The sequence below is a fragment of the [Limnothrix rosea] IAM M-220 genome (genome assembly GCF_001904615.1).
Lineage (GTDB): Bacteria > Cyanobacteriota > Cyanobacteriia > Cyanobacteriales > MRBY01 > MRBY01.
Window position 1 is genome coordinate 1 of the sequence record NZ_MRBY01000007.1, and the last position, 26248, is coordinate 26248.

23 protein-coding genes are annotated in these 26248 nt (G+C 40.9%); 11 read left to right on the forward strand and 12 right to left on the reverse strand.

Annotation, left to right across the window (positions count from 1 at the left end; genetic code table 11):
* Positions 1–120 precede the first annotated feature (120 nt).
* The 4 genes from NIES208_RS04345 to NIES208_RS04360 all read left to right on the forward strand — a co-directional run bounded on the left by NIES208_RS04345 (position 121) and on the right by NIES208_RS04360 (position 7139).
* The gene (locus NIES208_RS04345) at positions 121–1980 is read left to right on the forward strand and encodes an ABC transporter ATP-binding protein (protein WP_216349354.1); all 1860 of its coding nucleotides are present in this window, start codon (positions 121–123) and stop codon (positions 1978–1980) included.
* Between the two features lie 16 nt (positions 1981–1996).
* Positions 1997–4759, forward strand: coding sequence for a glycosyltransferase (locus NIES208_RS04350; protein WP_075890102.1), 2763 nt, complete (start codon positions 1997–1999; stop codon positions 4757–4759).
* Between the two features lie 374 nt (positions 4760–5133).
* Complete coding sequence (locus NIES208_RS04355) at positions 5134–5919, forward strand: class I SAM-dependent methyltransferase (RefSeq protein WP_075890104.1); 786 nt, start codon at positions 5134–5136, stop codon at positions 5917–5919.
* Positions 5916–7139: a glycosyltransferase gene (locus tag NIES208_RS04360; RefSeq protein ID WP_216349357.1), complete on the forward strand. Its 1224-nt coding sequence runs from the start codon at positions 5916–5918 to the stop codon at positions 7137–7139. The genes NIES208_RS04355 and NIES208_RS04360 overlap by 4 nt, the downstream gene beginning before the upstream one ends.
* A gap of 54 nt (positions 7140–7193) precedes the next feature.
* Here the strand turns inward: NIES208_RS04360 and NIES208_RS04365 are convergent, their stop codons facing one another.
* The 10 genes from NIES208_RS04365 to NIES208_RS04410 form a co-directional block, all read right to left on the reverse strand.
* Positions 7194–8216 carry an alpha/beta hydrolase family protein gene (locus tag NIES208_RS04365; RefSeq protein ID WP_075890106.1) on the reverse strand — a complete coding sequence of 341 codons (1023 nt, stop codon included), beginning with the start codon at positions 8214–8216 and terminating at the stop codon, positions 7194–7196.
* A gap of 9 nt (positions 8217–8225) precedes the next feature.
* Positions 8226–10115 carry an asparagine synthase (glutamine-hydrolyzing) gene (gene asnB / locus NIES208_RS04370; protein WP_075890108.1) on the reverse strand — a complete coding sequence of 630 codons (1890 nt, stop codon included), beginning with the start codon at positions 10113–10115 and terminating at the stop codon, positions 8226–8228.
* Positions 10116–10170: 55 nt separating this feature from the next.
* Positions 10171–11037, reverse strand: coding sequence for an ABC transporter permease (locus NIES208_RS04375; protein WP_084176529.1), 867 nt, complete (start codon positions 11035–11037; stop codon positions 10171–10173).
* A 118-nt stretch (positions 11038–11155) separates the two neighbouring features.
* Complete coding sequence (locus NIES208_RS04380; protein ID WP_075890110.1) at positions 11156–12316, reverse strand: DegT/DnrJ/EryC1/StrS family aminotransferase; 1161 nt, start codon at positions 12314–12316, stop codon at positions 11156–11158.
* Entirely contained in the window at positions 12313–12894 is a 582-nt protein-coding gene (locus NIES208_RS04385; RefSeq protein WP_075890112.1) for an acyltransferase, read from the reverse strand. The genes NIES208_RS04380 and NIES208_RS04385 overlap by 4 nt, the downstream gene beginning before the upstream one ends.
* Before the next feature lie 228 nt (positions 12895–13122).
* Positions 13123–14394, reverse strand: coding sequence for a phospholipase D-like domain-containing protein (locus tag NIES208_RS04390; RefSeq protein ID WP_084176530.1), 1272 nt, complete (start codon positions 14392–14394; stop codon positions 13123–13125).
* Between the two features lie 49 nt (positions 14395–14443).
* Entirely contained in the window at positions 14444–15427 is a 984-nt protein-coding gene (locus NIES208_RS04395) for a 4-hydroxyphenylpyruvate dioxygenase family protein (protein ID WP_075890114.1), read from the reverse strand.
* A gap of 161 nt (positions 15428–15588) precedes the next feature.
* A complete protein-coding gene (locus NIES208_RS04400) occupies positions 15589–15876 on the reverse strand; it encodes a TMEM165/GDT1 family protein (protein ID WP_075890116.1) in 288 nt (95 codons plus the stop codon).
* A gap of 13 nt (positions 15877–15889) precedes the next feature.
* Positions 15890–16204 (reverse strand): TMEM165/GDT1 family protein, encoded by a 315-nt coding sequence (locus NIES208_RS04405; protein WP_075890118.1) that lies wholly within the window; start codon positions 16202–16204, stop codon positions 15890–15892.
* Between the two features lie 73 nt (positions 16205–16277).
* Positions 16278–16472: a hypothetical protein gene (locus NIES208_RS04410; RefSeq protein WP_075890303.1), complete on the reverse strand. Its 195-nt coding sequence runs from the start codon at positions 16470–16472 to the stop codon at positions 16278–16280.
* A 54-nt stretch (positions 16473–16526) separates the two neighbouring features.
* Here NIES208_RS04410 and NIES208_RS04415 point away from each other — a divergent pair, with 54 nt between their 5' ends.
* The 6 genes from NIES208_RS04415 to NIES208_RS04440 all read left to right on the forward strand — a co-directional run bounded on the left by NIES208_RS04415 (position 16527) and on the right by NIES208_RS04440 (position 22934).
* Positions 16527–17612: a fatty acid desaturase gene (locus NIES208_RS04415; RefSeq protein ID WP_075890120.1), complete on the forward strand. Its 1086-nt coding sequence runs from the start codon at positions 16527–16529 to the stop codon at positions 17610–17612.
* A 383-nt stretch (positions 17613–17995) separates the two neighbouring features.
* Positions 17996–18604, forward strand: coding sequence for a response regulator (locus NIES208_RS04420; RefSeq protein ID WP_075890122.1), 609 nt, complete (start codon positions 17996–17998; stop codon positions 18602–18604).
* Between the two features lie 206 nt (positions 18605–18810).
* A complete protein-coding gene (locus tag NIES208_RS04425) occupies positions 18811–19296 on the forward strand; it encodes a GNAT family N-acetyltransferase (RefSeq protein ID WP_075890124.1) in 486 nt (161 codons plus the stop codon).
* Between the two features lie 171 nt (positions 19297–19467).
* Positions 19468–21027: an alpha/beta hydrolase gene (locus tag NIES208_RS04430; protein ID WP_075890126.1), complete on the forward strand. Its 1560-nt coding sequence runs from the start codon at positions 19468–19470 to the stop codon at positions 21025–21027.
* Between the two features lie 24 nt (positions 21028–21051).
* Positions 21052–21900 carry a glycerophosphodiester phosphodiesterase gene (locus NIES208_RS04435; RefSeq protein ID WP_075890128.1) on the forward strand — a complete coding sequence of 283 codons (849 nt, stop codon included), beginning with the start codon at positions 21052–21054 and terminating at the stop codon, positions 21898–21900.
* A 233-nt stretch (positions 21901–22133) separates the two neighbouring features.
* A complete protein-coding gene (locus NIES208_RS04440; protein WP_075890130.1) occupies positions 22134–22934 on the forward strand; it encodes a DUF1350 family protein in 801 nt (266 codons plus the stop codon).
* 178 nt (positions 22935–23112) lie between these two features.
* On the opposite strand, the gene NIES208_RS18495 is transcribed toward NIES208_RS04440, so the two are convergent.
* The gene (locus NIES208_RS18495; RefSeq protein WP_075890132.1) at positions 23113–23499 is read right to left on the reverse strand and encodes a hypothetical protein; all 387 of its coding nucleotides are present in this window, start codon (positions 23497–23499) and stop codon (positions 23113–23115) included.
* A 303-nt stretch (positions 23500–23802) separates the two neighbouring features.
* Here NIES208_RS18495 and NIES208_RS04450 point away from each other — a divergent pair, with 303 nt between their 5' ends.
* A complete protein-coding gene (locus tag NIES208_RS04450; RefSeq protein WP_075890134.1) occupies positions 23803–24708 on the forward strand; it encodes a D-hexose-6-phosphate mutarotase in 906 nt (301 codons plus the stop codon).
* An 82-nt stretch (positions 24709–24790) separates the two neighbouring features.
* Here the strand turns inward: NIES208_RS04450 and opcA are convergent, their stop codons facing one another.
* Positions 24791–26125 (reverse strand): glucose-6-phosphate dehydrogenase assembly protein OpcA, encoded by a 1335-nt coding sequence (gene opcA, locus NIES208_RS04455; RefSeq protein ID WP_075890136.1) that lies wholly within the window; start codon positions 26123–26125, stop codon positions 24791–24793.
* Positions 26126–26248: the final 123 nt, after the last annotated feature.

The window sequence follows — 26248 nt, forward strand, 5'->3', positions numbered from 1 at the left end:
TAATTTCTATCAAACCCTCTCCTCCTACTTTTTTCCAGTTTTGTCCTGTACTGAGCTAAAGTCCATGCTAGACTACTAATTTAATATTGCTATAAGACATTAAATTATGCCAGAAATGTTATGCCAGAAATGACCGAGCCAGCCATCAAAATTTGTGACTTAGGCAAAATGTATAAGCTTTATCAGCATCCTGCGGATAAGGTGTTAGATGCTTTTGGAGTCAGCCGCTGGCTATTTTGGCGAAAAGCTCAACATCAAGAATTCTGGGCTATACGAAGCTTAAATTTAGAAGTAAAGAAAGGAGAGCGATTAGGAATTATCGGACGAAATGGAGCAGGAAAAAGCACTCTACTCAAGATTATTACAGGAAACGTTACGCCAACTGAAGGAACAGTAGAAGTTCAAGGTAAAGTTCAAGCATTGATGGAACTAGGTACTGGGTTTCATCCTGAATTCACTGGCCGCCAAAATATCCGAGCTTCCTTAGCTTACCAAGGATTATCTTTGCCGGAAATCAGAGAGAAAGAAGATGAAATCATTGACTTTTCTGAACTAGAAGATTTTATCGATCAACCAATTAAAACTTATTCGGCAGGCATGTATGCTCGCTTAGGTTTTTCGACTGCCACCTCAGTTAAACCTGAAATTTTAATCATTGATGAAGTGCTAGGAGCTGGAGATGCGTACTTTGCAGGGAAGTGTGTAGAGAGAATGAAAAAATTAACGGAGCAATCTGGTGCAACAGTATTGTTTGTGAGTCATGATTTAGGTTCAGTTCAAGCTTTGTGCGATCGTATTATTTGGATACAAAAAGGAGTGATTGCAGGAGATGGAAAGCCGCTGAATATTATTAAACAGTATTCTCGTACTGTTAGACGTGACGAAGAAATAAGACTACGAGCAAGAGACTTGAAGATTTCGAAGAAGCAAGCAACAATGCTCGATAAGCAAACAAATATTTATGAGAAGTTATTATTTAGACTGATTAGTCAAGGTAGTAAGCATCCAATACGCAAACACAAGATTTACTCTATCACTCTAAAAGATAGTCAAGAAATTATAGGAGAAATTGATATTGGTTCTCCTATGGATAATCATCCCGATCAAGACCACTACTTAATGACAAGTGCTGGTTTTATGGATTGGGGCGAAGCAATTAAACAAAAAGATAAGCTGAGATGTTACAGATTCTACGGCGATTTTCAAGGGAAATATGCTCACGCCCCTTTTCAATTTTCTGTACCCAAATCATATTTACATAATTCAAATAACTTTACCTTAGAAATTAGAGCAGATTGTCAAGAGGAAGAAATTACTGTGCAATTGTTTCTTCCTGATCAAGATACTTATCACGATTTGGGCTTCCTTCAGGTTAATAGTGCCTACAGTAACTTACCCATTCCTACCGAGCTTTTGTCGCTACACAACGAGTTGGATTTTCTCAAAGAATCAATAACTAAGCAAAAAGAAGATAAAAGCCCAAGCCCTCTCGAACAAACAATAGATGAGTATGGCTCTAAGAAAGAAGCAGAAATCATACATGTATCGCTATTTGACAACTCAGAAAAAGAGACTAAGATACTTTACTCATTAGAGCCGTTTCAAATAACAGTAGAATATAGAACCAATATACCAATAGTTAATCCAACCTTTGTTTTTTGCATTTATCTAGCGTCTGGTCTAACAGCTTCCCAGTGGGCGATTTCGAGTAAAGAGTTAGGCAAGGAAGTTATTGAGGGACATGGAAAAATACTTTTCTGGAATAGTAGCCTTTTACTAGGTGCTGGTTCTTATGTTGCTAGTGTTGCTATGTTCAAGTCTACTCCAAGGAAAGGAGTTGAACCTGAACCGTATCACGTTCTAGATCGTTGTATCCATTTCCAAGTAGTGAATCGAGACTATCTAGAGACAATTGATCATGGTATTTGTAGACAGCCTATCCATTCCAAACTCGAAGAGTCTATAGAAGTTCCAAGTTAAAAGTACCTTACTAGTTATGTTTGAAGCCGATTATTACAATCAACCATTACTATGGCGTTCACAAGCTGAACCATACCAAGTTCAGCTACTTGCCGATATTCTAAGTTTGATACCTCAAGGTACGCAAAGTATCCTTGATGTTGGCTGTGGAAATGGTCTTATTACCAACGCCTTACCTAAAAACATTCAAATTGTCGGATTAGACAGTAGCCAAGAGGCTCTAAAAAGTGTCCATCATGAAACTGTAGTCGGATCAATTTCTGACTTGCCTTTTGACGATGCTTCTTTTGATTTTGTCATGGCTAACGATGTCATTGAACATCTTTCTGATGAAATCTATTTTCAGGCTATTTCTGAACTGTTCAGAGTTTCTTCAAAATATGTTTTGATTTCAGTTCCTCATGGAGAACAGCTGGAAGCTTCATTCACAGAATGTGCCGATTGTGGAGCAAGATATCATATTAATCATCACCAACGTTCCTTGCTTGAACATGATTTAGTTGAAATTTGTCCTTCATCTTGGAACGTTAATGAAATCAGATATTCTGGTGACATTACTAGATATCCATTAGACGAGCAATATGCCTCATTGCTTCGAAATCTTCAGATTAATAACGTAGATTGCAACAATTTTATTTGCCCATATTGCGGTAGTTCACAAATAGTCAAATCCACCTTCAACAAAAGTAATAAGATAATTGGGTATTTGCGCAGTAAGGCTTTTTTTGAAAACAGATCAAACTTTGTCAATCGACACATAGACCGTTCAGAGATAATTGCACTATACACAAAACAACATATTGGCGGTGACAGTCAAAACAGTAAGTGGATTTCTTTAGAGCGTCCTCAGGAGATTCAACAATCTCCTTTACTATTAGATATATCCAACCCTCTACAGCAAGTTGAGCAGGGGTTTGTTGAAGGGTGTTTCTGGCCTAAGTATCTCGATAAGCTTAAGAGCAATCTATCCTTTCCTGACAGCTCAACAGATATAACTCAAGATATCCTGATCTGCTTTCCAGTTATTCTTCAACCAGGTGACAAAATAGTTGTCAGAACACAAGAACCCATATTAAAAAGTACAAGCATAAAAGTATTTTTCTACGATGAAATTGATGATTGTTCGCTATCAACAACCGATGGCACTTTAAAGACAGCTAATGAGATAGAATACACTGTCAGCACAAACTTTAAGTCAAGTCTATATGGCACCCCGATTGGTATTCAAGCTACCGGGGAAGTAGCAGTGAAAACTGTCGAATACTTCTCCGTATCGAATAAAGAGCGCGAGAATTTCAGCTCTAATTTCATTCGTATTCAAGCAAATCACAACATTGTAGTTAGTGATCAAAAAAAATATTACAGAAGCTGGGGTTTGTTAAGCGACAGTTCTGGATATTATCCCAAACCAGAATGGCTATGGCAAGAAGATTTAAGGACCTGCTGTGAAGTAGATTCAAATTTGTCTATTCACGACTACATTGAAGTCGTAAAATTGGCGATTCAAACAGAAAAGAAAACAGCTACAGCAGCTTTGAAACGTTTAAATACTTTGTTGGAAAATCGTAGTGCATCTGTCAGTAGAGTTTTAGTTCTGTCTCATATGTTCCCACATGAGACACAGCCTAATTCAGGTTGTTTTATTGCTGAACAGGTGGCTGCTTTACGGGAAAAAAGAGGGCTAGAGGTCAGAGTGGTATCTTGCCAGCCTTTCTGGATTGAGTCCAAAAATCCAATTGAGATAATAAAGAGAATTAAAGCATACAAAAAAGCTTTATCTTTGAGCAGTTGGAGTACATGGGGGAATATTCCGGTTTTGAGAATTCCTTATCTTGTAGGCCGTCCTTTTTTTCCATTTCCTATGCACGGCTTTACCTACCGATATGCCGTTTCAGAATGGGCCAATAGAATTCGCCAAAAATTTAATTTTGACCTAGTGCATGCTCACACAAGCTATCTGGATGGATTTACAGGCAGTTTTTTAGCTCGAAAATATCAAGTACCATTTGTTATTACGGAACATACAGGTCCCTTCAGCATACTTGCTGACAGGTCTATAGTTAGACAGGTAACAGCTTACGCTTTAAAGTCAGCGGATAAGATTATTTCTGTGAGTCCAAGCTTAGAGAATGAGGTAAAAAAAATACTTGCTCCATCTCACCACCAGAAAATGACTTGCATCCCCAATGGAGTCGATACAGACATATTCTATCCAAAGCAAAAACAGAATAACAATAATGACAGTTATCTAATGCTCTTAAGTGTAATGTCACTAGATGAAAACAAAAACCCTTTTTGTTTGTTAGAAGCCTTCAGACTTTTACACGAGCAAGGGATAAAAATCAAACTAAATATCGTGGGGATAGGCGAGTTAGAGCAACAACTTCAACGATGGATTAAAGATAATAATTTAATGGAATTTATTCAGCTTTTGGGATTTCAAACACGTCATGAAGTAGCACGTTTAATGAGAGAAGATTGTGATATTTTCGTTTTGTCAAGCCATTCTGAAACATTTGGAGTTGTCGTGATAGAAGCACTAGCTTCAGGAAAACCTGTCGTCAGTACACGTTGTGGGGGACCACAGAGTGTTATTGTCGAGCCTTACCTTGGAGAACTTTGTGATAATGATAATTTTGAATCTTTAGCCTCTGCAATAAAAAAAGTAGCTAGTAATTTAAGTTCATATGATGCTCAAAAAATCAGAGATTTCATTTTGAAGAAATACGACTTTAGTGTTATTCAAAAAAACATAAATAATGTTTACCAAAATCTTTAATTAAAGGCGGCACTTTCATGACTAGCAAGAGAAGAGAGTTTACTATTGTATTGCTTTGTATATCTCTGTTTTTCCTAGCTCTATCTTATTCTCTTCAACAAAACATGGTTATATAGGATCGGCTCAGACAGCAAAAAGTAAAGACTCCATTTTGCCAACTGCGCCAAAAGTAAAGTGATTTAGGTAGAACGATCAACATAGAGATCGAAAGTGTCAAACATCAAGAATCAAGCTAACAGTGTTTCCCGACGTTAGAGTTTCAGGCAAGAGTTATCAGTATGATAATATTAAAGTGTACTTTGCGCTTGTTCGAAACATTACTACCAAATCCACTTTATTCTATTTAATTTCATTCGGTTGACACGGTTACGCTAATGGATAATAAAACCAGTTTGTTTTTTGAATCAATTCCAACTTCTTCTTCAGAAACAGAGCGGTGGGATCGGGAATGGATTACTTACTTTAATACTGAAGACCCTAGTCCATTTTTGTTGAATTTTCAAAGATTAAAACCAAATTTGAAAATCATCAAAAGCTTAACCAAACTATCAGATAAAGATGTATTGAAGACTAGTCTTGTCAACTCATTGCCACCCTTGGCAATTTGGTCTAATGGCAGGGACTTAGTAGGTAAAAAAGTATTAGAGGTTGGCTGTGGACCAGGATTCTTGGGAAAACAATTAGGGTTGGTTTGTCATAGCTATTTAGGTATTGATTATTCTCAGTTAGCTTTGTCAATTGCAAGGTTGGTTTCTCCCAGCAATTGCAACTACCTTCACATATCGGATACTGAATCTCTTTTAAAGCAATCTAGTACTATCGATACAATGGTAGGAAGATTTTTCTTTATTCATCAAAATTTTGATAACGCAACGTGGTTGCTAGAGCTTGCTAATCTTTTACTTAAGCAAGATGGTATAGTCAATGCTGACTTTTACAAAGCCAATCTTAAAACTCCTCAAGGTGTAGTTTTTCCAGCTAAAAGCCCTCTATCAGAGAAATACCCTAGTTGTGCGTTCGAATATACTGAATCAGAGGTTCAAGAGTTAGCTGACAATCATGGATTTGAAATCATTAGCACTGATATAGATCGCGAAATGCAGCGTTTATTTGTTCGTTTTAGAAAAACTCAGAATAATTTTAATTTTACTGAATCATGAAAATCGTTATGCTTACGCCTGATTGCTACATGATAGACAGGCGTATTTTACTTGAAGGTAAAAGTTTAATTAGAGCGGGTCACCAAGTTATATTGTTAGCTGGTTTTGAAGCTGAAAGAGAAGAGAGTTTTGAACAAGACGGAATCCAGATTCATCGCTACGCGTATGACTGGGACGATGAAAGGCTCAAGAAAATTAGAAGAAAGCTACCTAGCAACGAGAAACTTCAGTCAATTGTTAATAAAGCATATATGTTTTTTGCAAAGAATTTTTTTGAAGTGTCGCCTTTTGAGCAATTTCTAATTTCTAAAGCTTTAGAGTTTGATGCTGATGTTTATCATGTTCATGATCTTCCTTGCTTGAAGGCTGGCTACTATGCTTCAACAAAAAAAAATGTACCTCTTATTTATGATGCACACGAATTATACTATGCTCAAAAAGTATTGCCTGCTCGTTTACAGAAACGTTATTTTATTTTAGAAAAACAGTATATTCGTTATCCTGAAGTTGTAATCACAGTTAATCCTTTTATTGCTCGTTTAATGGCTGAGCGCTATCAAATTGATGAACCGCAAGTTATTTTGAATTGTGCTGACCTTCCCAAAAAAATTGATATTGAAAATGCTAAAAGCAAACTAAGGGAAAAAGGAAAGATTCCCAGTTACTATAACGTAGTCTTATATCAGGGTTGGATTTCTCCTGAGCGAAATTTGGACACTTTAATTGAGAGTGTGAAGTACTTCCCGAAAAATACTTGTTTAGCGATCATCGGCTATGGCGACTATGAAGTTATTTTACGTCAAACTGTTGAAGAAAACTCCTTAATGGAAAAGATATTTTTTTTAGGTCAAATACCTAGTGAAGAGATGTTAGATTACTCAGCAGGTGCTGATATTGGAGTGATTCCCTATCAACCAATAGACGACAATCATCTTTATTGTTCTCCCAATAAGTTGTTTGAATATGCGCTAGCTGGAGTGCCGATAATCACAGATAGTTTACCTTTCTTCCAACTAATCAAAGAAAAATATCATATTATTGAAATCACGGATCTGAGTTCACCCAAAAAACTAGGAAAAACGGTATCTCATTTAATTAATGATTCGATTAAGTTAAATACTCTAAAACAGAACTGCAATCAAGCAAGTAAAGAATTAAACTGGAATATCGAAAGTCAAAAGCTATTAACAATATATAATACGATAGAAGATGACCAATAAACCCTAGAGGAAAGCGCGGGGAAATGATATGCATTTGATTATTGTATGTCAGTATTAATGAGGCATTTTTTTTGATAGCCAAGAAAAAGAAAAGTCCCTAACCTCCTGCGGAAAATCATGTTTTCCACTAAAAAAAGCCCAATTAATTGAAGGAAAAAGAATCATTAATTTCTTTACATCATTGTATGGGTCTGTTGATATCAAAATTTCATCTTGTAAAAAGTTATTCAACAAGGCATGACGGGGAGAAATTGTTGCCACAACCTCTTCGAGTGTCCAATTATTAGGGATATTAGGTAAAGCCTTATACCACTCTTCACGATTCCATCGCTCTGGGTTGGGATCATGTTTAAAATTCAAAAATCCTGCATTGGCGATAACAATATTAATTCTTTCGTCTAATGCTGTAGCGAACAAGGCATAAAGACCACCTTGCGAATGACCAATAACTGCAATCTGAGAAATGTCTAGTCCCGTTACTTCTAAGGAATCGATTAACCAAGAAATTTCAGCGACATCTTTTCCGAAAGCAGACCAATTAGGATATTTTTGATAAAACTTGTCAGTATTCCATTGATCTTTGGTTTGCCGAGAACCAGTAAAGCTTAAAGTTGGACAAAAAACAGTGTACCCTCTTTCATATAGTTCTTTTCCATACAACATGTTGGGATTTTTCTCATTTGATCTACCACAAGGCTCTTCACCACCAGTCTTATTTGTTTGATGTAAAGCAATTACAATTTTAAGATTTGATATTTTTTTAATATCACTAACTTTTTGCTTGTTAGATAACAAAATCACAGGAACTTCATCTCCCAGTGGATTTTTGTACGTATAGACATCTCTTTCTTGATACGCTAAAGCAGTAACAACCTGATTTGCTTTAGGCTTTTCCCCAAATGACTTCAGTAAAATGTTCTGAATAAAACTTTTCTTACTAATTGGAGTACTTTCATACCATTTCGTTTTTATGAAATTAGAGCTTGAATGGAAAGAGAGCAACACTATAAAAATAAGTATTGGTACTATTACAAATATGTAGACTTTTTCCCTATTAATTATTTTTTTTAAAGTCATTTTTTATAATCACCTAAATTTTGTGTTGCAATCAAAAAAATCTTTTTGCCACAATTCTAAACACAATAAACCCCAAGTTTTGCGACCAAATTCCCATTCTCTTTCCAAATTTTTTAGTGTTTTTTTATTATCAATAAAGTCGCGATTTAGCGCTTTTCGAGATGAAAAAGTATCAAAAATAAATTCCTTAATATCTTCCTTCATCCATTTCACTAATGGTACAGGAAAACCCATTTTATCTTGGCGATTAGTAATTATATCTGGCAAGCAATAACTCATAGAATCTTTGAGAACTCGTTTCATTTTACCATCACCAAACTTAATATTAGCGGGAATCGTTGCTGCTAATTCAATTAGAGGATGATCTAAGAATGGGACTCTTGACTCTAAACCATGCGCCATACTAACTCGATCCTCTATCTGTAATAAAGCAGGCAATAGTGTTTTGAAATCAAAGTGAGTCATGCTATCAAAATAACATTCTTGACCAACATTTTCAGCCAAAAAGATTTCTTGGAATGTATCAAAAGGATGGTACTCATCTAAAGCTTCCCAACGAATTTCATCACCTAAAGAAGGCGCACGATTAATTAAGCGAAAATAACGATGCTCTAAATCTTCAAATAACCCTTCTTTCCAAAACTGCTTCAGCATTGGCTTATACTTTTGCAAAGACTTGAGATTAGGAATGATAGACTCGTATGTGACAATGAATTTTCCTGAGTCCATTGTGTCATCAATAGCGCCTTTGATGCACTGTTCAAAGTAAGCCACAAGATAGCGAGTATAACCACCAAATATTTCATCTGCTCCCTGTCCCCCCAAAACAACTTTTCGGTGCTGGCTTGCCAGCTTAGAAATCATAAATTGTGGAAACGATCCCGGTCCTGCTACTGGGTAATCCAGATGGTACATAACTTTGCGGATATTCTCTACAAAATCATTTGCTGTAATCTCTAATTCTTGTAACTCAAAATTTTTGTACCCCGCTAGAGCCCTTGCATATTCACTTTCGTCATATTCTTTGCCTAGGGAAAACTTTCCTGTAAACCCCACAAACTCGTCTTTATACTTATCGCTAGCTAGAGATGCAACAATACTTGAATCTAAACCACCACTAAGATAACTGCCAACTGGAACATCGCTGCGCAAATGTAAATCAATGGATTCTTCTAATAGTTCAACGACTCTCTCTTCAAAATATTTAGCTGTGTGGTCAAAATCAGCATTGTAGTGAACTTCCCAATACTTCTTAACTTCGATACTACCGTTATTGACTATTAGAAAATGACCTGGCAATAATTCTTGGATGCCTTTAAACAAAGTTTTGCCAGCCAAACAAAACTGAAACGTCAAATAATCTTTAAACCCTTCTAAGTTTATTTCTGTATCCACGAAAGGTAAAAGAGCTTTTATTTCTGAGGCGAAATACAAGGTGTCTCTTACTACTGTGTAGTAAAAAGGCTTAATTCCAAATCGATCTCTAGCGCAGTATAAGATCTGATTTTGCTCATCCCAGAGGGAGAACGCAAACATCCCTCGAAAATGATTTACACAATCAAAACCCCATTTTCGATACGCACTTAATATAACTTCTGTATCAGATTTTGTCTGAAACTGTTTAACCCCTAACTCTTCTCTTAATTCTAGATAATTATAAATTTCACCATTGTATGAAAGCCAGTTGCCACCTCGATCTTGCATCGGTTGGCTTCCTGAACTCACATCGATAATACTTAAACGACGATGACCAAATCCGGCGAATTTATCCTGATGTTGCCAGACTCCTTCTCCGTCAGGTCCTCGATGTCGTTGTAAGTCATTCATCATTTCTAAACGCCGACCAAGAGAAGGGATCTGCTCTCCCGTTAAATTCAAAATTCCGGCAATTCCACACATATAAGATGATTCACTCTAGGATTGTTTTTGATAGTTTGGCTGAGTTCGATGAAATCTAGACATAGTCGCTAAACAGTTTTTTCATGCGACTAAAGAACCAAAAGCCACTAATAAATAAAAAGAATGACATTGCGATAAAGGGAAGAATAATTCTTGTAGGTGGGAACTCGCCTAGCATAAAAACTGATTGGTATGACATGATCATATAGTACAAAGGATTCAGAGATAAAAGTGGGCGTATCCCCTCTGGAACCATCGCCTCTGTATAGGCGATTGGGCTTAGCATCATTAACAGCAATGTCACGATAGCAATTACATTTTGGATATCTCTTAAGTAAACGTTTAAGCTAGATAAAATCCAAATCAAACCAACAGTAAATAAAATTTGAGCTAACCAGATAACTAGGAAAAAAGGCAGCCATAGAGATAGTTTGCCAAGGAAAGTTAAGGCAATTAATAATAATGCCATTCCTACAGTCTGCGTTGCTTGTCCCACTAGTACAGCTTTCACTGGAACTAACTGTATTGGGAATAAAGTATTTTTAATTAAGTTGGAGCTAGCTACAACGGAAGGAACACCAGATGCTAAACCTTCAGAAAATCCCAAAAAAGGAATTAAGCCACAGAAAATCAATGCAACGTATTCTGTTGAACTAAATTCAGGAAATCTAATTTTAAAAATATATAGATAAACAATCGCATAAGTCCCCAGAAATAACAATGGATAAATTAGCAACCAAAATAGCCCAAAGGCAGACCCGGCATGACGAGTTTTGATTTCGTTTAAAGTCGTTTGATAAAGAATTGAACGATAAGAGAAAATATTTAAAAACGGGGGAACGAGTAAGTCATAAAACAATGATTTGAAAGAAAGAATGACTTTTTTATGAAAAAGTGATTTTGATCTATTTTTTTGACTCATTTTTATTATTAAACTTTTAATATTATTAAAGTGGAGAATAAGTGTTACAAAAAATCAGCGTTTATAATACTTTCTCAAAAATAGTCAATGTTACGACAGAGATACAATAATATCTTTTTTAGCCATTGATGTAGTAATGCTTGATTTGCTCGACAATATATTTAATGGTGTCTGTCCTAAGCTCTGGCCAAATAGGCAAGCTTAATACTTCAGACCCTAGTTTGTTACTTACTGGATAATCAGGATACTGACCTTGGTAAACGGGTAGCTTATCTTGAGGGGTGGGGTAATAAATCATGCTACTGATACTTTGGTCTGCTAGGTGTTGCTTGAGTTGATCTCGTTTTCCATCTAAAACTCGAATTGTATATTGATGAAAGACGTGGCCGCCGGCTAAAGTCGGTGTGATAATTTCTTGAGTATCAATTAATAGTTGATTATAGAGTTGAGCTACTTTTCGTCGTTTTTGGTTCCATGAGTCGATGTGTTTTAATTTTACGCGCAAAATTGCGGCTTGGATTGTATCTAAGCGTGAGTTGTAACCTAAGAGTTCGTTATGGTATTTCTTCTTGGCTCCATGAACGCGTAGCATTCTGGCGATTTCAGCGGTTTGATCATTGTTGGTGACTATTAGTCCGCCATCGCCGTAGGCTCCTAGGTTCTTGGAGGGGAAGAAGGAGTATGCTCCTACATTGCCAATCGTTCCTGTGTGTTTGGCTGAAATGGCGGATCGAATCTCCTCAGGGCAATCATTTTGACAGCATGTACTACAGTATTTTGCGCCAAAAGATTGGGCGCAATCTTCAATAATTTTTAGGTTATGTTTGGAGGCGATCGCCAGAATTTTCGCCATGGCTGCCGGGTTACCGTATAGGTGAACGGGCATAATCGCTTTGGTTTGAGGTGTAATCGAGGCTTCAATTAACTCGGGGTTGATATTGAAAGTTTGAGGGTCTATATCAACAAAGATTGGTTTAGCGCCAACGTTACTAATAGATTCTGCTGTAGCAAAAAATGAGAAAGGGGTTGTAATCACCTCATCGCCAAGACCAATACCTAATGCCCTTAAACCAATGACTAAAGCGTCGGTGCCGGAGTTGACGGCGATCGCATGTTTAACACCTAAATAATTAGATACTTCCTGCTCAAAAAGCTTGACATCTGGTCCCATAATAAATTGGCCAGACTCTAATACATTGTTCACCGCAATGTGAATTTCATCCTTGATAGATTCATATTGTGGTTTAAGGTCAAGTATCGGAATTCTAGTTTGGTTCATACAATTTTTTTGATTTCTCTCTCTGAAATTTTCTGGTATTTTACACCGATTGAATCAATCGCAATATTATCTTGATCAAACTCTAATATATCGCCGAAAGCACTCATCCAACCGATTATTTTGGCTGGAACTCCTGCAACTATGGCATAGGCGGGGACATCTTTTGTGACGACAGCACCAGCCGCAACAAAGGAACATTCGTGTAAGACAATACCACAAACAATGGTTGCATTTGCACCAATACTAGAACCTCGTTTTATAAGGGTTTTTGCATAATCATTGCTAGTGTTTCTAGGAAATTCACAACGTGGGTTTTTAACATTAGTAAAAACCATGCTAGGACCACAAAAAACATAGTCCTCTAGGATTACACCTTCGTAAAGAGATACATTGTTTTGAATTTTACATCTGTCACCCACAATCACTCCTTTTGCAACGAATACATTTTGACCAAAGGAGCAGTTATTTCCAATTTTTGATTCACTTGAAATATGACAAAAATGCCAGATTTTCGTTGCTTCTCCAATATCGGCACCTTCGTCTATGTAGGCTGATTCATGAGCAAAGTATTTGACCATCCCCAGATATCCACTAGTTTTTTCTTCTTAGGATAGAGTGTATTCGATTATTTGCACAAAAAAAGAATATTCAGCTTTTTGCTGGAATATGATTAGAGTGCCATACTTCATCTGTACATGGGCACTAACGTTTTTATGGGCAATGCTAGTGATTGAGAGTTTAACTGATAGGGTAGACAGATTAGCGAATAGCATTATCCAAGTATGTCAGAGAATTTTAGGTAACTTTTAAAGCTGCCAGTAACCGACATTAAATAATCGGCCTAATATTTTTTGCTTTAAAGGGCGATCGCCCCATTCCCTGTAGTCAACCAGATGACTATGGGCAAAAGCAGCTCGAAAAAATTGATCAATCGATTCGACAAGGGATGCTTGGGGGCTACAAATATTCAGTTCATCGTTATGGTAAAAACTGCGGGGATCAAGGTTGGCACTACCCAGACAAACCCATTCATTGTCAATTAAAATCACCTTGGCATGCATCATACTGGGCTGATATTCGTAGATGGCCACGCCACCTTTTAGGAGGGGAGCATAGTTTTGTCTCGAGGTGTAGTAGACATAGCTTTTGTCATTACACACACCCATCGTCATAATTCTGACATCAATATCAGCCGCCTTTGTCGCGATTAATATACTCGTGGTTTCGTCGTCTGGCAGCAGGTACGGTGAGGCTATCCAAATGCGTTGCTGGGCAGCTAGGGCGGCGGTTTGAAACAGACTACGAATGGGGGAATCTTTGGGTGTGGGGTCTTCGCCAGAGGTGATCAGGATTTGTTCGGGTTGTTCGGGCTGGGAAATATTTGGTTGGTGTAAGCGTAGATCAACTTTGCCGCCGGAGCTTAGCCAATGTTGCCAAAACAGTCCGGTTAAAAAACTCACAGCTTCTCCCTGCCAATGGACTTCAAAGTCAAGCCAAGGTGCAGTGGCATTTTTGGGGATAACGCCGTCCCAAAAATCAGCGATGCCAACGCCACCAATTAACGCAACGCGCTGGTCAACGATCATGAGTTTGCGGTGGTTGCGGCGGAGATATTCGATGGGCGATCGCCACGAAAAGCGATTAAAAAAACAAACCTTGACACCGGCTCGTTTTAGCTGCTGCCAATAGCGTTGTGGCAATTTTTTGGCACCGTTACTATCAACGAGAATTTGTACTAAAATGCCTTCTCTAGCTTTTTTTTTCAGGGCTGCGGCGAAGTCATCGGCTCGTTTACCGGGAGCCATTTTAAAGGTTTCAAAGCAAATCAGATTTTTAGCGCTGGCGATCGCCTCCAGTCTGGCTTGCTGAATTTGGTCAATATTGGTGTAAAAATGAACTGCTTCGCCGGAGGTGAGATGAGAGTCCGACAGACTGGCGAGGGCGATCCCAAAACGCGCATCATTCGCCGGAATGCCAATGATATTAAAGGTTTGATGACGGCGGAACATCCCCCGCACATAGAGCCACGACAAAGGAAATAGGCACAGGATAAAGATGACCAATAAAATTTGTGCCACAGCGTTTAGATAAATGCGAATTCTTCGAATATTTTAGGTCAATTGCTAATTATGGGGAAATTACCCGCTGTTTTTGGGCTGTTTCGATGGCTTCGAATAAGGCTTGAAAATTCCCCTCTCCAAAGCCCGTTGCCCCCTGTTTCCGCTCGATAAATTCCCAGAAAAAAGTAGGTTCTTTAAAAATAGGTTGGGTGAAAATTTGCATCAATATTTCTTCCGGCGATCGCACCACATCTACTAATATTTTGGCACGCTGAATATTTGACCATTGGGATAGATTTTTCAAGAAAGGATATTCCCTGAGTAAGTTTTGATAGTAGGTTTGGGGAACATCTAAAAATGATAAACTTTGTCGTTGTAAATGGAGGATTTTTTCGGGGAGATTGTTTTGTTTGATCGCAATATGTTGTATCCCAGCGCCGCGATTATAATCAAGGAATTCTTGGATCTGAGAGCGGCGATCGCCCGGCTGATTAATGGGAATTTGGATGCCGCTAGAGTGCTGTAAAACCTGAGAAGTCAGGCCAGAATACTCCGTTTGAATTTGAAACGACTGTTTCGGTTGAAAGCCCAGTTTATGAATATACCAATCCCGTATTTTTTCGAGGGAACCCTTAGCAACATTGAGAACTAGATGGTCAATGTTTTGATTACTTTTTGGAATATTTTGTTTAGGTATTAACGTATGTTGAAAACCAACGGGATTGATGACTTTTGTTGGCGAAGAAAGGTTTAAATCTAAGTTTAAAATGATGGCTGGATTAACAAAAAAAGCAATGTCTGCAACACCACAAGGATGTTTCTTTAGATATTGATCAACCGGATCATTAGGGGCGTGGGGAGCAGATAAAACAAACTGCAATTCCGGCGACCGTAGCAGCACATCCTGACCAGTAAGATGTGGAAAAAAATGCTGGGTGTCTACAGGCTCTAGGGCAAAAAATTTCTGAAACCACCGTTGCCAATAGGGAAGATTATCGACGTAAAAGTGAACATAGGCGATCGCCAACTCTTGAGAAATGTCTAAAACCATAAACCCTAATTGCCACTGAAGAGAACCGCAACATCTCCGGGTAAAACCTGATAGGTGGGAGGCTTTAGTAAAATCCCCGGCGATCGCTACGACGCAAACTACAACTATTCTAGTCTTGGCCTTTCGAGATGGGGCGGATATCCACCAAGCGCCATAGATCTTTAGTCATCTTCACCTTGGGGCGGATACCACAGTAACCGCACAGCTAAAGTCGCAAAACCGATCGCCGCCAATCCCTTCAAGATTTGGATCGGAATCAGCTGCGCCACAGTGCCCCCCGCAATCACCCCCAAAAGACTCGTGGTAATCAACGCCGTCACAGAACCAAAAAATACAGCAATAGGTGATTTAGAGCTACCACCCAAGGCGATCGCCGCCAACTGACTTTTATCACCAATCTCCGCCAGAAACACAGTAATAAACGTTAACCCAAGCAATTGCCAATCCATAATGTCTGCCCTCCTACGCCATCATGTCCACAATCAACAAACCCGCAATCACCAGCATCAAAACCCCCACCAACGTATCAAGCAGATCAGGCGCTAACTTCTTCGCAAGCCAATAGCCAATGAGCACCCCCAACAAACTTGTGGCGATCAAAGCCAAAGCAGCCCCGAAAAAGACCACCCACGGCGTTGTAGACTGGGCAGCAATCAATAACGTGGCCAATTGCGTTTTATCACCCATTTCCGCGATAAAAATAGTCAAAAAAGTCGAGGAAAAAACCGTCCATATCGACCATTGCCTTTGTTTCTGTGGTGGTTGACTCGAAGCCATAACGATACAGTTTCTTTTCACTCAGATAAATTAGAGAGTTGCCCAAAACAAGCCAAAGCACAGTTTATCAGTTTCAGCTCTGATCAGTTTCTAGATTTGGCCTTGTCCAAGCATAAATCAAACTCGGTGTCCCGCCGACCAGACCAATAACTAGCCAGCGTTTGAGGGGGTAGCCCTTACGATAAGCCACCAGAGCTGCGAGGAGTCCAATGGCGCAGTGGAGTGCCCCCAAAGGGAGAATCGGGTGCTCGAAAAACAGCTTGTTCATGAGAATCAATGGTATAACCATTAGAAACCATGTAACATTTCGCAAAGAATATCAATGACATCAGTTACTGTGCGCCCAAGTGCCACAACTCTTTTGGAAAAGAATCCAAATTTACGACTGCGGGACATCCTAAACACCATCCCAAAGTCTGTTTACAAAATTAATCCACTGAAGGCTTGGTCTCGAGTCCTATTGAGTGTGGTGGCTGTGGTTGCCAGCTATGCTCTGTTGGCGACAATTCCCGCGATGGTTCCTGCACCTGTTCGCGTTCTATTATTTCCCATTTTGTGGTTCATTGCCGGTACATCTCTGACCGGTTTTTTCGTAATTGGTCACGATTGCGGTCACCGTTCTTTTTCCCGCAAAAATTGGGTTAATGACCTCGTTGGTCACCTTGCTTTTTTACCTTTGATTTATCCTTTCCATCCCTGGCGGTTACTCCATAACCACCACCACCGCTACACCAACAACATGGATGAGGATAATGCCTGGGCACCTTTCACACCTCAAGATTATGATGGTGCGCCCGGCTGGCTCAAGTTTATCTACAAGCACATGCGTGGTCGTTTCTGGTGGCTTGCTTCTATTGCCCACCAAATGAAACTCCACTTTGAAATGGATCGTTTCGACGGTAAGAAGGGTGAACAATTTCGTTTTTCTGCTTGGTTCGTCATCATCTCGGCGGCGATCGCCTTCCCCGTAATGTTCTATTATCTAGGCGTTTGGGGCGTTGTAAAGTTCTGGTTGATGCCTTGGATCGGCTACCACTTCTGGATGAGCACCTTTACCCTCGTACACCACACTGTGCCTGAGATTCCTTTCAAATACAACGACGAATGGAACGAGGCCATGGCTCAGCTTGCAGGCACTGTCCACTGTGACTATCCCAAGTGGGTTGAGGTTCTCTGCCACGACATTAATGTCCATGTTCCCCACCACCTTTCTACGGGCATTCCTTCCTATAACCTCCGCGCTGCCTACGACAGCATCAAGGAAAATTGGGGCGAATATCTATATGAAACCAAGTTTGACTGGGAACTGATGAAAACTATTACTGATGAGTGCCACATCTACAACCCAGATGTAAATTACATTCCCCTGAAGCAGCACCTCCAAAATCGTGCTTCAAAAATGACTTAAAAATCCTTTGGCTTCAAAAGCAAAATCAACCTAATTTTTATCGATAATTTTTTTACGAGTAAAAGTATTGATGGAATGCACCTCAGATATTTGGGGTGTTTTTTATTGCAATGATGATGAGCGCGTCAATTGTTACATTCTTTGCATCAGAATTTTAGAATGCCTATGAAGCTAATTTTGGGAAAGATTTTTAAAGATTTTTATGGTGGCGATCGCCGCGATTGAAAGTCAGGATTTCTGGACGTAAATGTATTAGACAAACCTGATTTTTTATTTCTGAGCCGCAAAGGTTAAATACGATTAAGCACACCAAAAGATAAAGCGCCCTTTCGAGTCCTTTGAGTTCATCTGCCGCTAACTTTTCTCCGAGGTAACCCCATCACATGAACGCTTTTATTTTGCATTCATCGCCCCGACAAGCACGCATCTGGCAAAAACTCTTACAATCCCAAAACTGGTCAGCGGCCATCCTCCAACAAGAAACTGACTTAAGACAACAAATTTTCGTGGGTGAAGCAGAAAATAAATTACCCGATGTGATTTTATTGGCGGACAATATCCCGAATATAAAACTGGCAGCTGTTTGTGACTGGCTCACCACCCGCGACCAAAAGGTTCCATTGATTGCTCTATCTGCTTTATCCCACCAAGAACTCACCGCGACACAACGACAATTAGCAAAGGCCAAAGGAGCTCAGGAACTACTGCCAGCATTTTCAGCGGCAACGATCGCCATTGAAGCAATCAAAGGTGTCAAGCGCGTAGCGACAACAGTGGGCGGCCTCGAAGTCCAAAACAGCGCCTTGATGAGCTGTATCGTAGCATTACAAAATGAGTTTGTTGAGGACACGACACCGGCTGCCGATAACGAAGGGATATTAGGGAAAACAACCATCACTCGTAAATTTCGGGGACAAGAATACGCGGTCGAACTTCCTGAAATGCCGATGCCAAAAACGGGGAAGCGTCGCTATCGCGGTCAGGAGTATTAAGGTATTGGATTGACGTTTTAAAATTTTGATTGAAGCTTGGAATTGGGGTTAATGATTCAGCTCTTTTTGGCTTTTGATATGGGGATTATTAAAGTTTTATGTTTGTTATTTGAAAATATTTTTAAGCTATTTTTAAGCTGTTTAAAGAATTAAAATAAACTATATTAGTTGCTGCCTGTAAATATTGACATATCAGACAAAAACTAATGGATCAAGATTGGCAAAAATTTAAAATTCGAGACTGGCAAAAGGGCGATCGCCTAGCAGCTGCAGCAGTGGTAAAAAACGTTTTAGAAGAGTACGATGTCGGCTGGGAGCCGGAGCGGGCGGATAAAGAAGTTTTTGAAATCGAAAGTCACTATTGGGAAAATGATGGCGAATTTTGGGTGGTAGAGCAGGCAGGCAAAATTGTTGGCACGGCAGGGTATCATCCCATTCGTCGTGGTACGAAAGCTGTTGAAATTCGTAAGGTTTATCTGTTGGAGTCGGTTCGAGGTAAAGGTTTAGGAAAATATTTAATGGCAGAATTAGAAAAGGCGATCGCCGCCAAAGGCTATCAGCAGATTTGGGTAGAAACCATTTCTCGGTTCCAAGCTGCCAAACATATTTACGAATCCACGGGCTACGAAGCGGCGACAGGCATTGAGACAGAACGCTGCGATTTAGTTTTTGTCAAACATCTCAACCGTTAATTAACTTTTTTACGGACAACACTCGGATAACCTTTACCGGCGAACATCTACTCGCTCAAAACCTGTAGAGCGTTACGAAATACGGCACATTTCCCTAAATCAAAAATTCTTGGGTCACCATAGAAACTAGGAGAAGAGCGGACATTTTATGCCCGTTGTTTGGAGTGCGTTATGGTTTCCTCTAGTCCTTCTCCCCCCGAAAAAAAGACATCGCCCCGCAAAAGTAAAACGCTGTTGATCCGGTTATTTTTATGGATAAAACAGTTTTTGGATGAGCGTAAATTACCCTACGTTGCGAACCAAGCTTGTCGGGTTTATTTTGGCAAAGAAAAAGCCAGTCGTCGTAAGTGCCAGAGTATTCTCCAAACGCGCATCGAGCTGGATGTTCAGCAGCTTAAGCATTTTTTGCAAACTTCTATCGGCGATCGCCTATTAGCTTGGCTCTCTCCCCTATTTCATTTTCCAGACCAACCGGACTCGAAGGATGGTTTAAGGCAACTGTTTCTGGAGATGGCAGGAGAACAAGATGGTATTTCTCTCTTGCAACTCTTGCACCTTATGCCGGAGCAAGCGCAAATTGATCTCGATACTCTCATGGCACGGGCTAGTCAGCTCGAATCCCTCGTCCAGAAAACGGAACAGTGGCTCAAGCAGGTACGGGCGATCGCCGCCGAAAATGTTGAGCCAGAACAGGTGGAAAAATTCGCGACTTTACCAGATTTACAGCAGCTCGGTTCCCATGATGTGTTGGTAAATCAGTTAGCTGATGAGCAAGAAACGTTATATGTTCAACCGACAATTCTTGCAGAAAATACGCGCATTATCGTTTTATCTCATGGTTTAGGGGCACAGCCACAGGATTTACTCAGTTTAGGAGAATATTTCGCTTCTCACGGCTATTTTGTTGTAATTCCCCACCACTGTGGCAGTAGTAGCGATCGCCTGAAATTGATGTTGCTAGGGGAAGTGGATGAAGTGTTTCCCTACGGAGAATTTGGCGATCGCCCCCGCAAAATTAGTCAGATTTTAGACTGGCTCACCCTCCACAATTATGAACAGTTTGGCGGCAAATTAAATGTGCAAAATGTAGGTGTGATGGGGCATTCCTTTGGCGCGTACACAGCTCTAGCGGCAGCAGGAGCAACCATCTATTTTGACCAACTCCAACTAGCCTGTGATGACAATCCCACCGCCGATCCGAATATTTCATTGTTATTGCAATGTCAGGCTTTAGGTATCCGCGAGAACTTACAACCCCACCATGATCCGCGTATCGGTTGTCTATGTGTGTGGGATTTTGTGGGGAGTGCCATGTTTGGTGAGCAAGGATTAGCGCCAGTCCATGTGCCCGTTATGGCGATCGCCGGCAGCCATGACATGACAACACCCTTTGTACTAGAACAACTGCGATTATTTCAATGGTTGCGATCGCCGCAGACCTACCTTGTGGTAATGGAAGGGAAAGCCCATGTGCAAAATTTACGGCAGCTCACCAAAAAAATGGGACTAAAAATCTCCGTTTCCTCGCCCCACCAATCCCAATCCCCACGAACAAAATTTATGATAAAAATTCAGGCCTTAGGTTTAGCCTTCTTTAATCGACATTTACGCAAACAAACGGAAGCCAAGGTTTATCTCACAGCGAGCTACGGTGATTATTTAACGAAATCGCCCCACCACATTTCCCTCTTAAATCATCAGGATAAACTTGTTTTAGCAGATCTTCCCTAGGCCACTCATTTTTAGGACATTGATGTGAAAATCTTTAAGCAAAATATCGGCGATCGCCCCTTAATCCTTGGCCATCGAGGCGTACCGACGGATCACCAAGAAAATACGATGGCGGGTTTCCAGCAGGCGATCACCTTGGGTTTAGACGGCGTTGAGCTGGATGTTTTTCTCACCAAAGACGAAAAATTAGTCGTGTTCCATGACCTCGATACCGAGCGATTGACAGGCGTTTCCGGCACAATCACCGACATGACCTGGCCAGAAATTCAGCAGCTAGAAATCAAACAAACCCTTGATGTAGGCGACGAAGTGATTGACTATGGCAAACCCGAAAAAATTGTGTTGCTAGAAAATGTCCTTGAAGAAGCCCGTGGCAAATTAATCATTGATATCGAAATTAAAGCCTACAGTCTCGATTTTGGGCAGCGGCACACAGGCACAGCCGTCGCGAATTTGATCAAAAAAATGGGCGTTGAAAAAGATGTTTTTATTACGTCGTTTAATTTTTGGCCAGTGTGGTGGCTAGAGCGCGCCTATCCCGGTTTAGAGTCAGGCTTTAGTTATTCCCCAGCCTTTAGTACAAATTTTCTTGTGCAATCTTTGATGGAGTCCAGCTTGATGGGCAAAATTGTGGGGTCAACATCGACCAATATGAGCCTGAATATGTTTGACGACGATACCGTCGAGCGTGTCCACAAAAAAGGATTGAGCATTGGGGCATGGACAGTTTTTTCCCAAGATTCCAAATGGTTGGGCGATGCCATTCCGCCAGAAAAAGAGCTAGAAATGATCAAAGATTTAACCCAGCGGGGTATTGATTATTTCATTACCGATGACCCTGTCCGTTTACGCGAATTTCTCCAGACTCTGTAAACAAAATGGAAAGGGATTTAGAGAAATGGAGATAAAAAAAGATTTAGTCTCATCTTTTTTCAATCAAAATCTCTACTTTAAACAAAATCTCCGCGTCACCAGCTCCCCCCCTCTCCCTGTCAACATTTTTAGCTTTACTGATCCCAAACCCCACTTAAATAACCATCGCCTTCTTTCCCACCCGACTGAGTGAAGTTGTTAAAATCTAGGCTATTGATTTGTGCGGTGACGACATGATTTGGCAAGAGTCAGCAGGTAGTTGGTATCTCATCCCAGTGCAGCCTATTGGTGTGGTGCATTTTCTCGGTGGTGCTTTTGTCGGTACAGCGCCCCAGTTGACCTATAAATGGCTCCTCGAACAAATTGCCGATGCTGGTTTCGCGATTATTACCACTCCTTTTGTGAATAGCTTTGACCATTTGGCGATCGCCCGACAGGTTTTAAATCGCTTTGAAAATATTCTCGATAGACTACAAAATGCCCAACTGCTAGGATTTTTGCCTGTTTACGGAGTTGGCCATAGCATGGGCTGCAAAATTCACCTACTGATTAATAGCCTTTTCAATGTTCAGCGAGCCGGGAACGTATTGATGTCCTACAACAATTTTCCTGTGCGGCGCTCCATTCCCTTCCTCGATCAAGTTGATTCTGTGCCGTTTCTAGAGCAATTTGATTTAAATCGCTCCATCGATAACTTTGAATTTACCCCCAGTCCAGCTGAAACGAACGAAATTATTCAAACCAGCTACCAAACCCGCCGCAATCTACTGATCCAATTTGAAAATGACACCATTGATCAGACCATAGAGCTATCGCCAATTTTGCTAGAACGCTTTCCGAATATGGTTGTGTCTCGCAAAATTTCAGGCAATCATCTCACTCCCCTCGGACAGGAAATTAATTGGCAAGTTGGTGAAGGCTTTGCGCCCCTAGAAGCCTTTGGGAAATGGATGAAACAAGAATTTTCAAAAGATCTAATTGTCCTGAAAGCAGAGGTTTGTCGTTGGCTTAATCCCACCAGTGTTGTGATTTAAGGTGTGGGCAAAAAATTTTTTCAAGAAAACTTTTAAGGTTAAAAATGTCGCAGTAGAGGGCGATCGCAAGATTGGCAGAGATTGAACAGGTTAAACCCCTACTGGGTCAGGCTTTGATTAGGGAGGGCGATCGCCTTTTGAAATTTCTGCTTAACTTTTTGCTTAACTTTCTAAATCGTTAATGACGTTTGTTCTTTTTATTTTTCTTTTTGAAATGAGCCTGAGTGCCCCGCCATAAAATCCAAGGAATAATATTCGCTATTAGAAAAATAGGGATTGCAGTCCATCCACCCGAAATCAGTATCAAAATAGATAAACAAAAAGACGGTATTCCCAGAAACAACCAACCACCAACCAAGACCCACAGCGGCATTCGTCCAGAAGCAAGACTCCGGTAGGATCGCCCCCGTAACTGTATTTCACCCATTGGGTCATAGCCAGAGGGAATACGGTCGTAGGAATGGACTGGGGGATTAACGGGCACATCTACTCCGTAGACGGGTTTCTCTGCTTCGGGCAAACCATAATCTTCGTCGGGATAGTGGCGATCGCCGTGATTTGACATCGTTGATGACCGATAAAAACTGACGTTAGTAAGGTGAAAGGGGATCTTGATTACCGTTGCTGCGCTATTTCCTCACGCTTCGTTGGGATTCCAAGGAGTAATTCGTTAATTTTGTGGGCATCCCTAATTCACTTATACATTTTTTCTTTTGTAATGGCTGAGTTGGTATGAAGTAATGTTGCTGCGCCACAGCATCTTTATCACTCGCCCTCACCATGTCAGTCAAAGATTGTTATCCCCCAACTTTTTTAATGGGGTCTTAGCTTTTGTTTTCTAGAATGGAGGCACAACTAGGCTTTATTTATGGATATCACACAACTCAATCAGGATTTTGGCATCGACGGTAGCGTTGTCTTTACGGAAGAACTCGTGGGGTTTCCCCTTATCAAAATTAAAAATGATTTTGCCGTTGCTGCTGTTTCGATGTACGGCGGCCACGTCATTTCCTATCAGCCTGTGGGCGCTGACCATGACCTGATGTATTTGAGCGGAGATGTTGTTTACAAAGTTGGTAAAGGGGTGCGGGGTGGTGTGCCCATTTGTTGGCCGTGGTTTGGGCCTCACCCGACGGATTCTAGTCAGCCGAGTCATGGTGTGGCTCGCACAAGTTTTTGGCAGGTGGAGAGCACCGAAACGACGACGACTGGTGCGACGCGTATTATTCTCAAGCTGACCGATTCTCCTGAAACCCACGAACTTTGGGATTATAGTTTTGAACTGAGAATTGCCGTGACTGTCGGTAAAACTTTAAATCTTGAACTCATTACTCGCAATACTGGTGATCAAGTCTTTGAGATTACCCAAGCGTTGCATACCTATTTCAAAATTGGGGATGTGGATCAGGTGCAAGTTTTGGGTTTGGACGGCTGTGATTACATCGATAAGGTTGATGGTGGTCAAATTAAAACTCAGCTCGGTGAGGTGGCGATCGCCGCGGAAGTTGACCGAGTTTACAGCAATGTTCCCGCCGAGTTAGTCATCAACGATCCTGCCCTCAGTCGCAAAATCAAGCTTATTTCAAAAAACAGCACCACGGCGATCGTCTGGAACCCTTGGATCGACAAATCCAAAACAATGGGCGACTTTCCCAATGATGATTACAAGCACATGATCTGTGTCGAAACCGCCAATGCCGCCAAGGAAATCATTACCGTGCCACCCCAAGGAGAATATTCCATGGCCGTTGCATATCAATGCGAAGCCTATTAACAGCCTAATAAAAATCGCCATCAGTCTAAACCCATGGCGATCGCCCTTGCAGGCTCATTTATTCATTTTTTTTCTGAAACACTTAGGCAGAAATAACTTGCATCATCTTATCCATACTTTCTTTGTAGAGCATATCCTGACCCCAACGCTGGAGCTGTTGACCAAGAAGTTGCTCCGTATTTTGGTCATCCAAGGACGTAACCTGCTGAATACGGCAAGATTGCGCACCACCACCAGACTCCATACGCATACAACCACTAGTTTCAGAACACAGCACAGTACAACAGTCGATATTTAAGTTAGTTGAGCTGAGTTTGATATTCACCAAATCCCCCATAACATCACCGGCATCAGCCATAGGTAAACCAGCCAATTCTGCCTTAATGGTTTTTTGTTGACTGTCAGTGAACTGCACATTATAAATTTCGTAATCACCGAAATCACGCTCAATGGCAACAGGATTCCAGTTTAAACGTCCTGCGATCCAACTTAAATACATCAGAGCTTGGGTCGCATTACCCTTCTCAAAATTAATCGTCACTTGGTCAACTTCGGCGATCGCCGCACGACGTTCTGGCGGATCAAAAGCCGCAGCAGTCAGCTCCTGCCAAGCCGCCAAACGACTCCAATTTAAATCAGCCACATTATGGCCCTGCTGAATCAACTGACCCAAGGTGCGTAGATCCGACTCCGACTCATGGAAGCCACTAGAGTCAACAATCAAAGTATCCGCCTCACCCATCAGTCGCTGAAACAGCGCATATTCCATATCAGGAACAGCCTTCCACCAAACAAACTTTGGTAAATCTTGCACCAACAACTCCGTGATGAGACCCCCAATCCGCCCTAAAGCTTCCGCAGTACCACGCAGCGTAATATATTCACAACAAACAAGGGAGCTACCACCACGCTTATTTACCGGGCAGTACGCCGAAACCTGCGCAGAAACCCCCTCATCATTACCCGCCGTCGGACAAAGAGTAATAATCCGACAGGGATTTGACGCGGCGATCGCATCCGTCACCCCAGCACTACTGAGATCAGCAGAATAATGAGGCATGCCATTATCCCCTTCTTCACTTTTCTGTGCCCAAGCCTCTTGTAAACGCGCTAAAAATTCCGGTGTCACCTTACCAGTCTGCTCAAAACCATAAACCTTCTGAGCCGCCTTCACAGCAGCCGTTGTCCGCGAACCAGCCACACCATCCACCGGGCCAGAATAAAATCCCAAATTACCCAACAAAGCCTGCGTTTCATCAGGTTCATACACAAGAAAACTAAATGTCGTTGCACGAGTAGCACTTAACCCTTCATCAGAGTAGCTATTTTGCCAAAGTTGCGAAAGTTCCGCCTCGATCTCTTCGATCGAAACATCCTTCGGAGCTTGCAGAGAAACCAAGGGAGCTGAAGTAGTCATGGTGGTTTAGAAAGAGAACAATAGAAAAAATGAAGAAACTGCGGAAGCGCAAAAACGCGAAATCACAGTAGAAACCCTAGAAAATATAGTCAAAGCCAATCAGCCGAGGACTAAAAAGTCAGA

Bases quoted from the DNA above. Each gene is read 5' to 3' on its own strand.
- NIES208_RS04450 (WP_075890134.1), top strand. From the start codon at position 23,803: ATGGATATCACACAACTCAATCAGGATTTTGGCATCGACGGTAGCGTT.
- NIES208_RS04420 (WP_075890122.1), top strand. From the start codon at position 17,996: ATGAACGCTTTTATTTTGCATTCATCGCCCCGACAAGCACGCATCTGG.
- NIES208_RS04360 (WP_216349357.1), top strand. From the start codon at position 5,916: ATGAAAATCGTTATGCTTACGCCTGATTGCTACATGATAGACAGGCGT.
- NIES208_RS04415 (WP_075890120.1), top strand. From the start codon at position 16,527: ATGACATCAGTTACTGTGCGCCCAAGTGCCACAACTCTTTTGGAAAAG.
- NIES208_RS04410 (WP_075890303.1), bottom strand. From the start codon at position 16,472: ATGAACAAGCTGTTTTTCGAGCACCCGATTCTCCCTTTGGGGGCACTC.
- NIES208_RS04375 (WP_084176529.1), bottom strand. From the start codon at position 11,037: ATGAGTCAAAAAAATAGATCAAAATCACTTTTTCATAAAAAAGTCATT.
- NIES208_RS04385 (WP_075890112.1), bottom strand. From the start codon at position 12,894: ATGGTCAAATACTTTGCTCATGAATCAGCCTACATAGACGAAGGTGCC.
- NIES208_RS04425 (WP_075890124.1), top strand. From the start codon at position 18,811: ATGGATCAAGATTGGCAAAAATTTAAAATTCGAGACTGGCAAAAGGGC.
- opcA (WP_075890136.1), bottom strand. From the start codon at position 26,125: ATGACTACTTCAGCTCCCTTGGTTTCTCTGCAAGCTCCGAAGGATGTT.
- NIES208_RS04405 (WP_075890118.1), bottom strand. From the start codon at position 16,204: ATGGCTTCGAGTCAACCACCACAGAAACAAAGGCAATGGTCGATATGG.
- NIES208_RS04380 (WP_075890110.1), bottom strand. From the start codon at position 12,316: ATGAACCAAACTAGAATTCCGATACTTGACCTTAAACCACAATATGAA.
- NIES208_RS04400 (WP_075890116.1), bottom strand. From the start codon at position 15,876: ATGGATTGGCAATTGCTTGGGTTAACGTTTATTACTGTGTTTCTGGCG.
- NIES208_RS04365 (WP_075890106.1), bottom strand. From the start codon at position 8,216: ATGACTTTAAAAAAAATAATTAATAGGGAAAAAGTCTACATATTTGTA.
- NIES208_RS04395 (WP_075890114.1), bottom strand. From the start codon at position 15,427: ATGGTTTTAGACATTTCTCAAGAGTTGGCGATCGCCTATGTTCACTTT.
- asnB (WP_075890108.1), bottom strand. From the start codon at position 10,115: ATGTGTGGAATTGCCGGAATTTTGAATTTAACGGGAGAGCAGATCCCT.
- NIES208_RS18495 (WP_075890132.1), bottom strand. From the start codon at position 23,499: ATGTCAAATCACGGCGATCGCCACTATCCCGACGAAGATTATGGTTTG.
- NIES208_RS04355 (WP_075890104.1), top strand. From the start codon at position 5,134: ATGGATAATAAAACCAGTTTGTTTTTTGAATCAATTCCAACTTCTTCT.
- NIES208_RS04350 (WP_075890102.1), top strand. From the start codon at position 1,997: ATGTTTGAAGCCGATTATTACAATCAACCATTACTATGGCGTTCACAA.
- NIES208_RS04440 (WP_075890130.1), top strand. From the start codon at position 22,134: ATGATTTGGCAAGAGTCAGCAGGTAGTTGGTATCTCATCCCAGTGCAG.
- NIES208_RS04430 (WP_075890126.1), top strand. From the start codon at position 19,468: ATGGTTTCCTCTAGTCCTTCTCCCCCCGAAAAAAAGACATCGCCCCGC.
- NIES208_RS04345 (WP_216349354.1), top strand. From the start codon at position 121: ATGCCAGAAATGACCGAGCCAGCCATCAAAATTTGTGACTTAGGCAAA.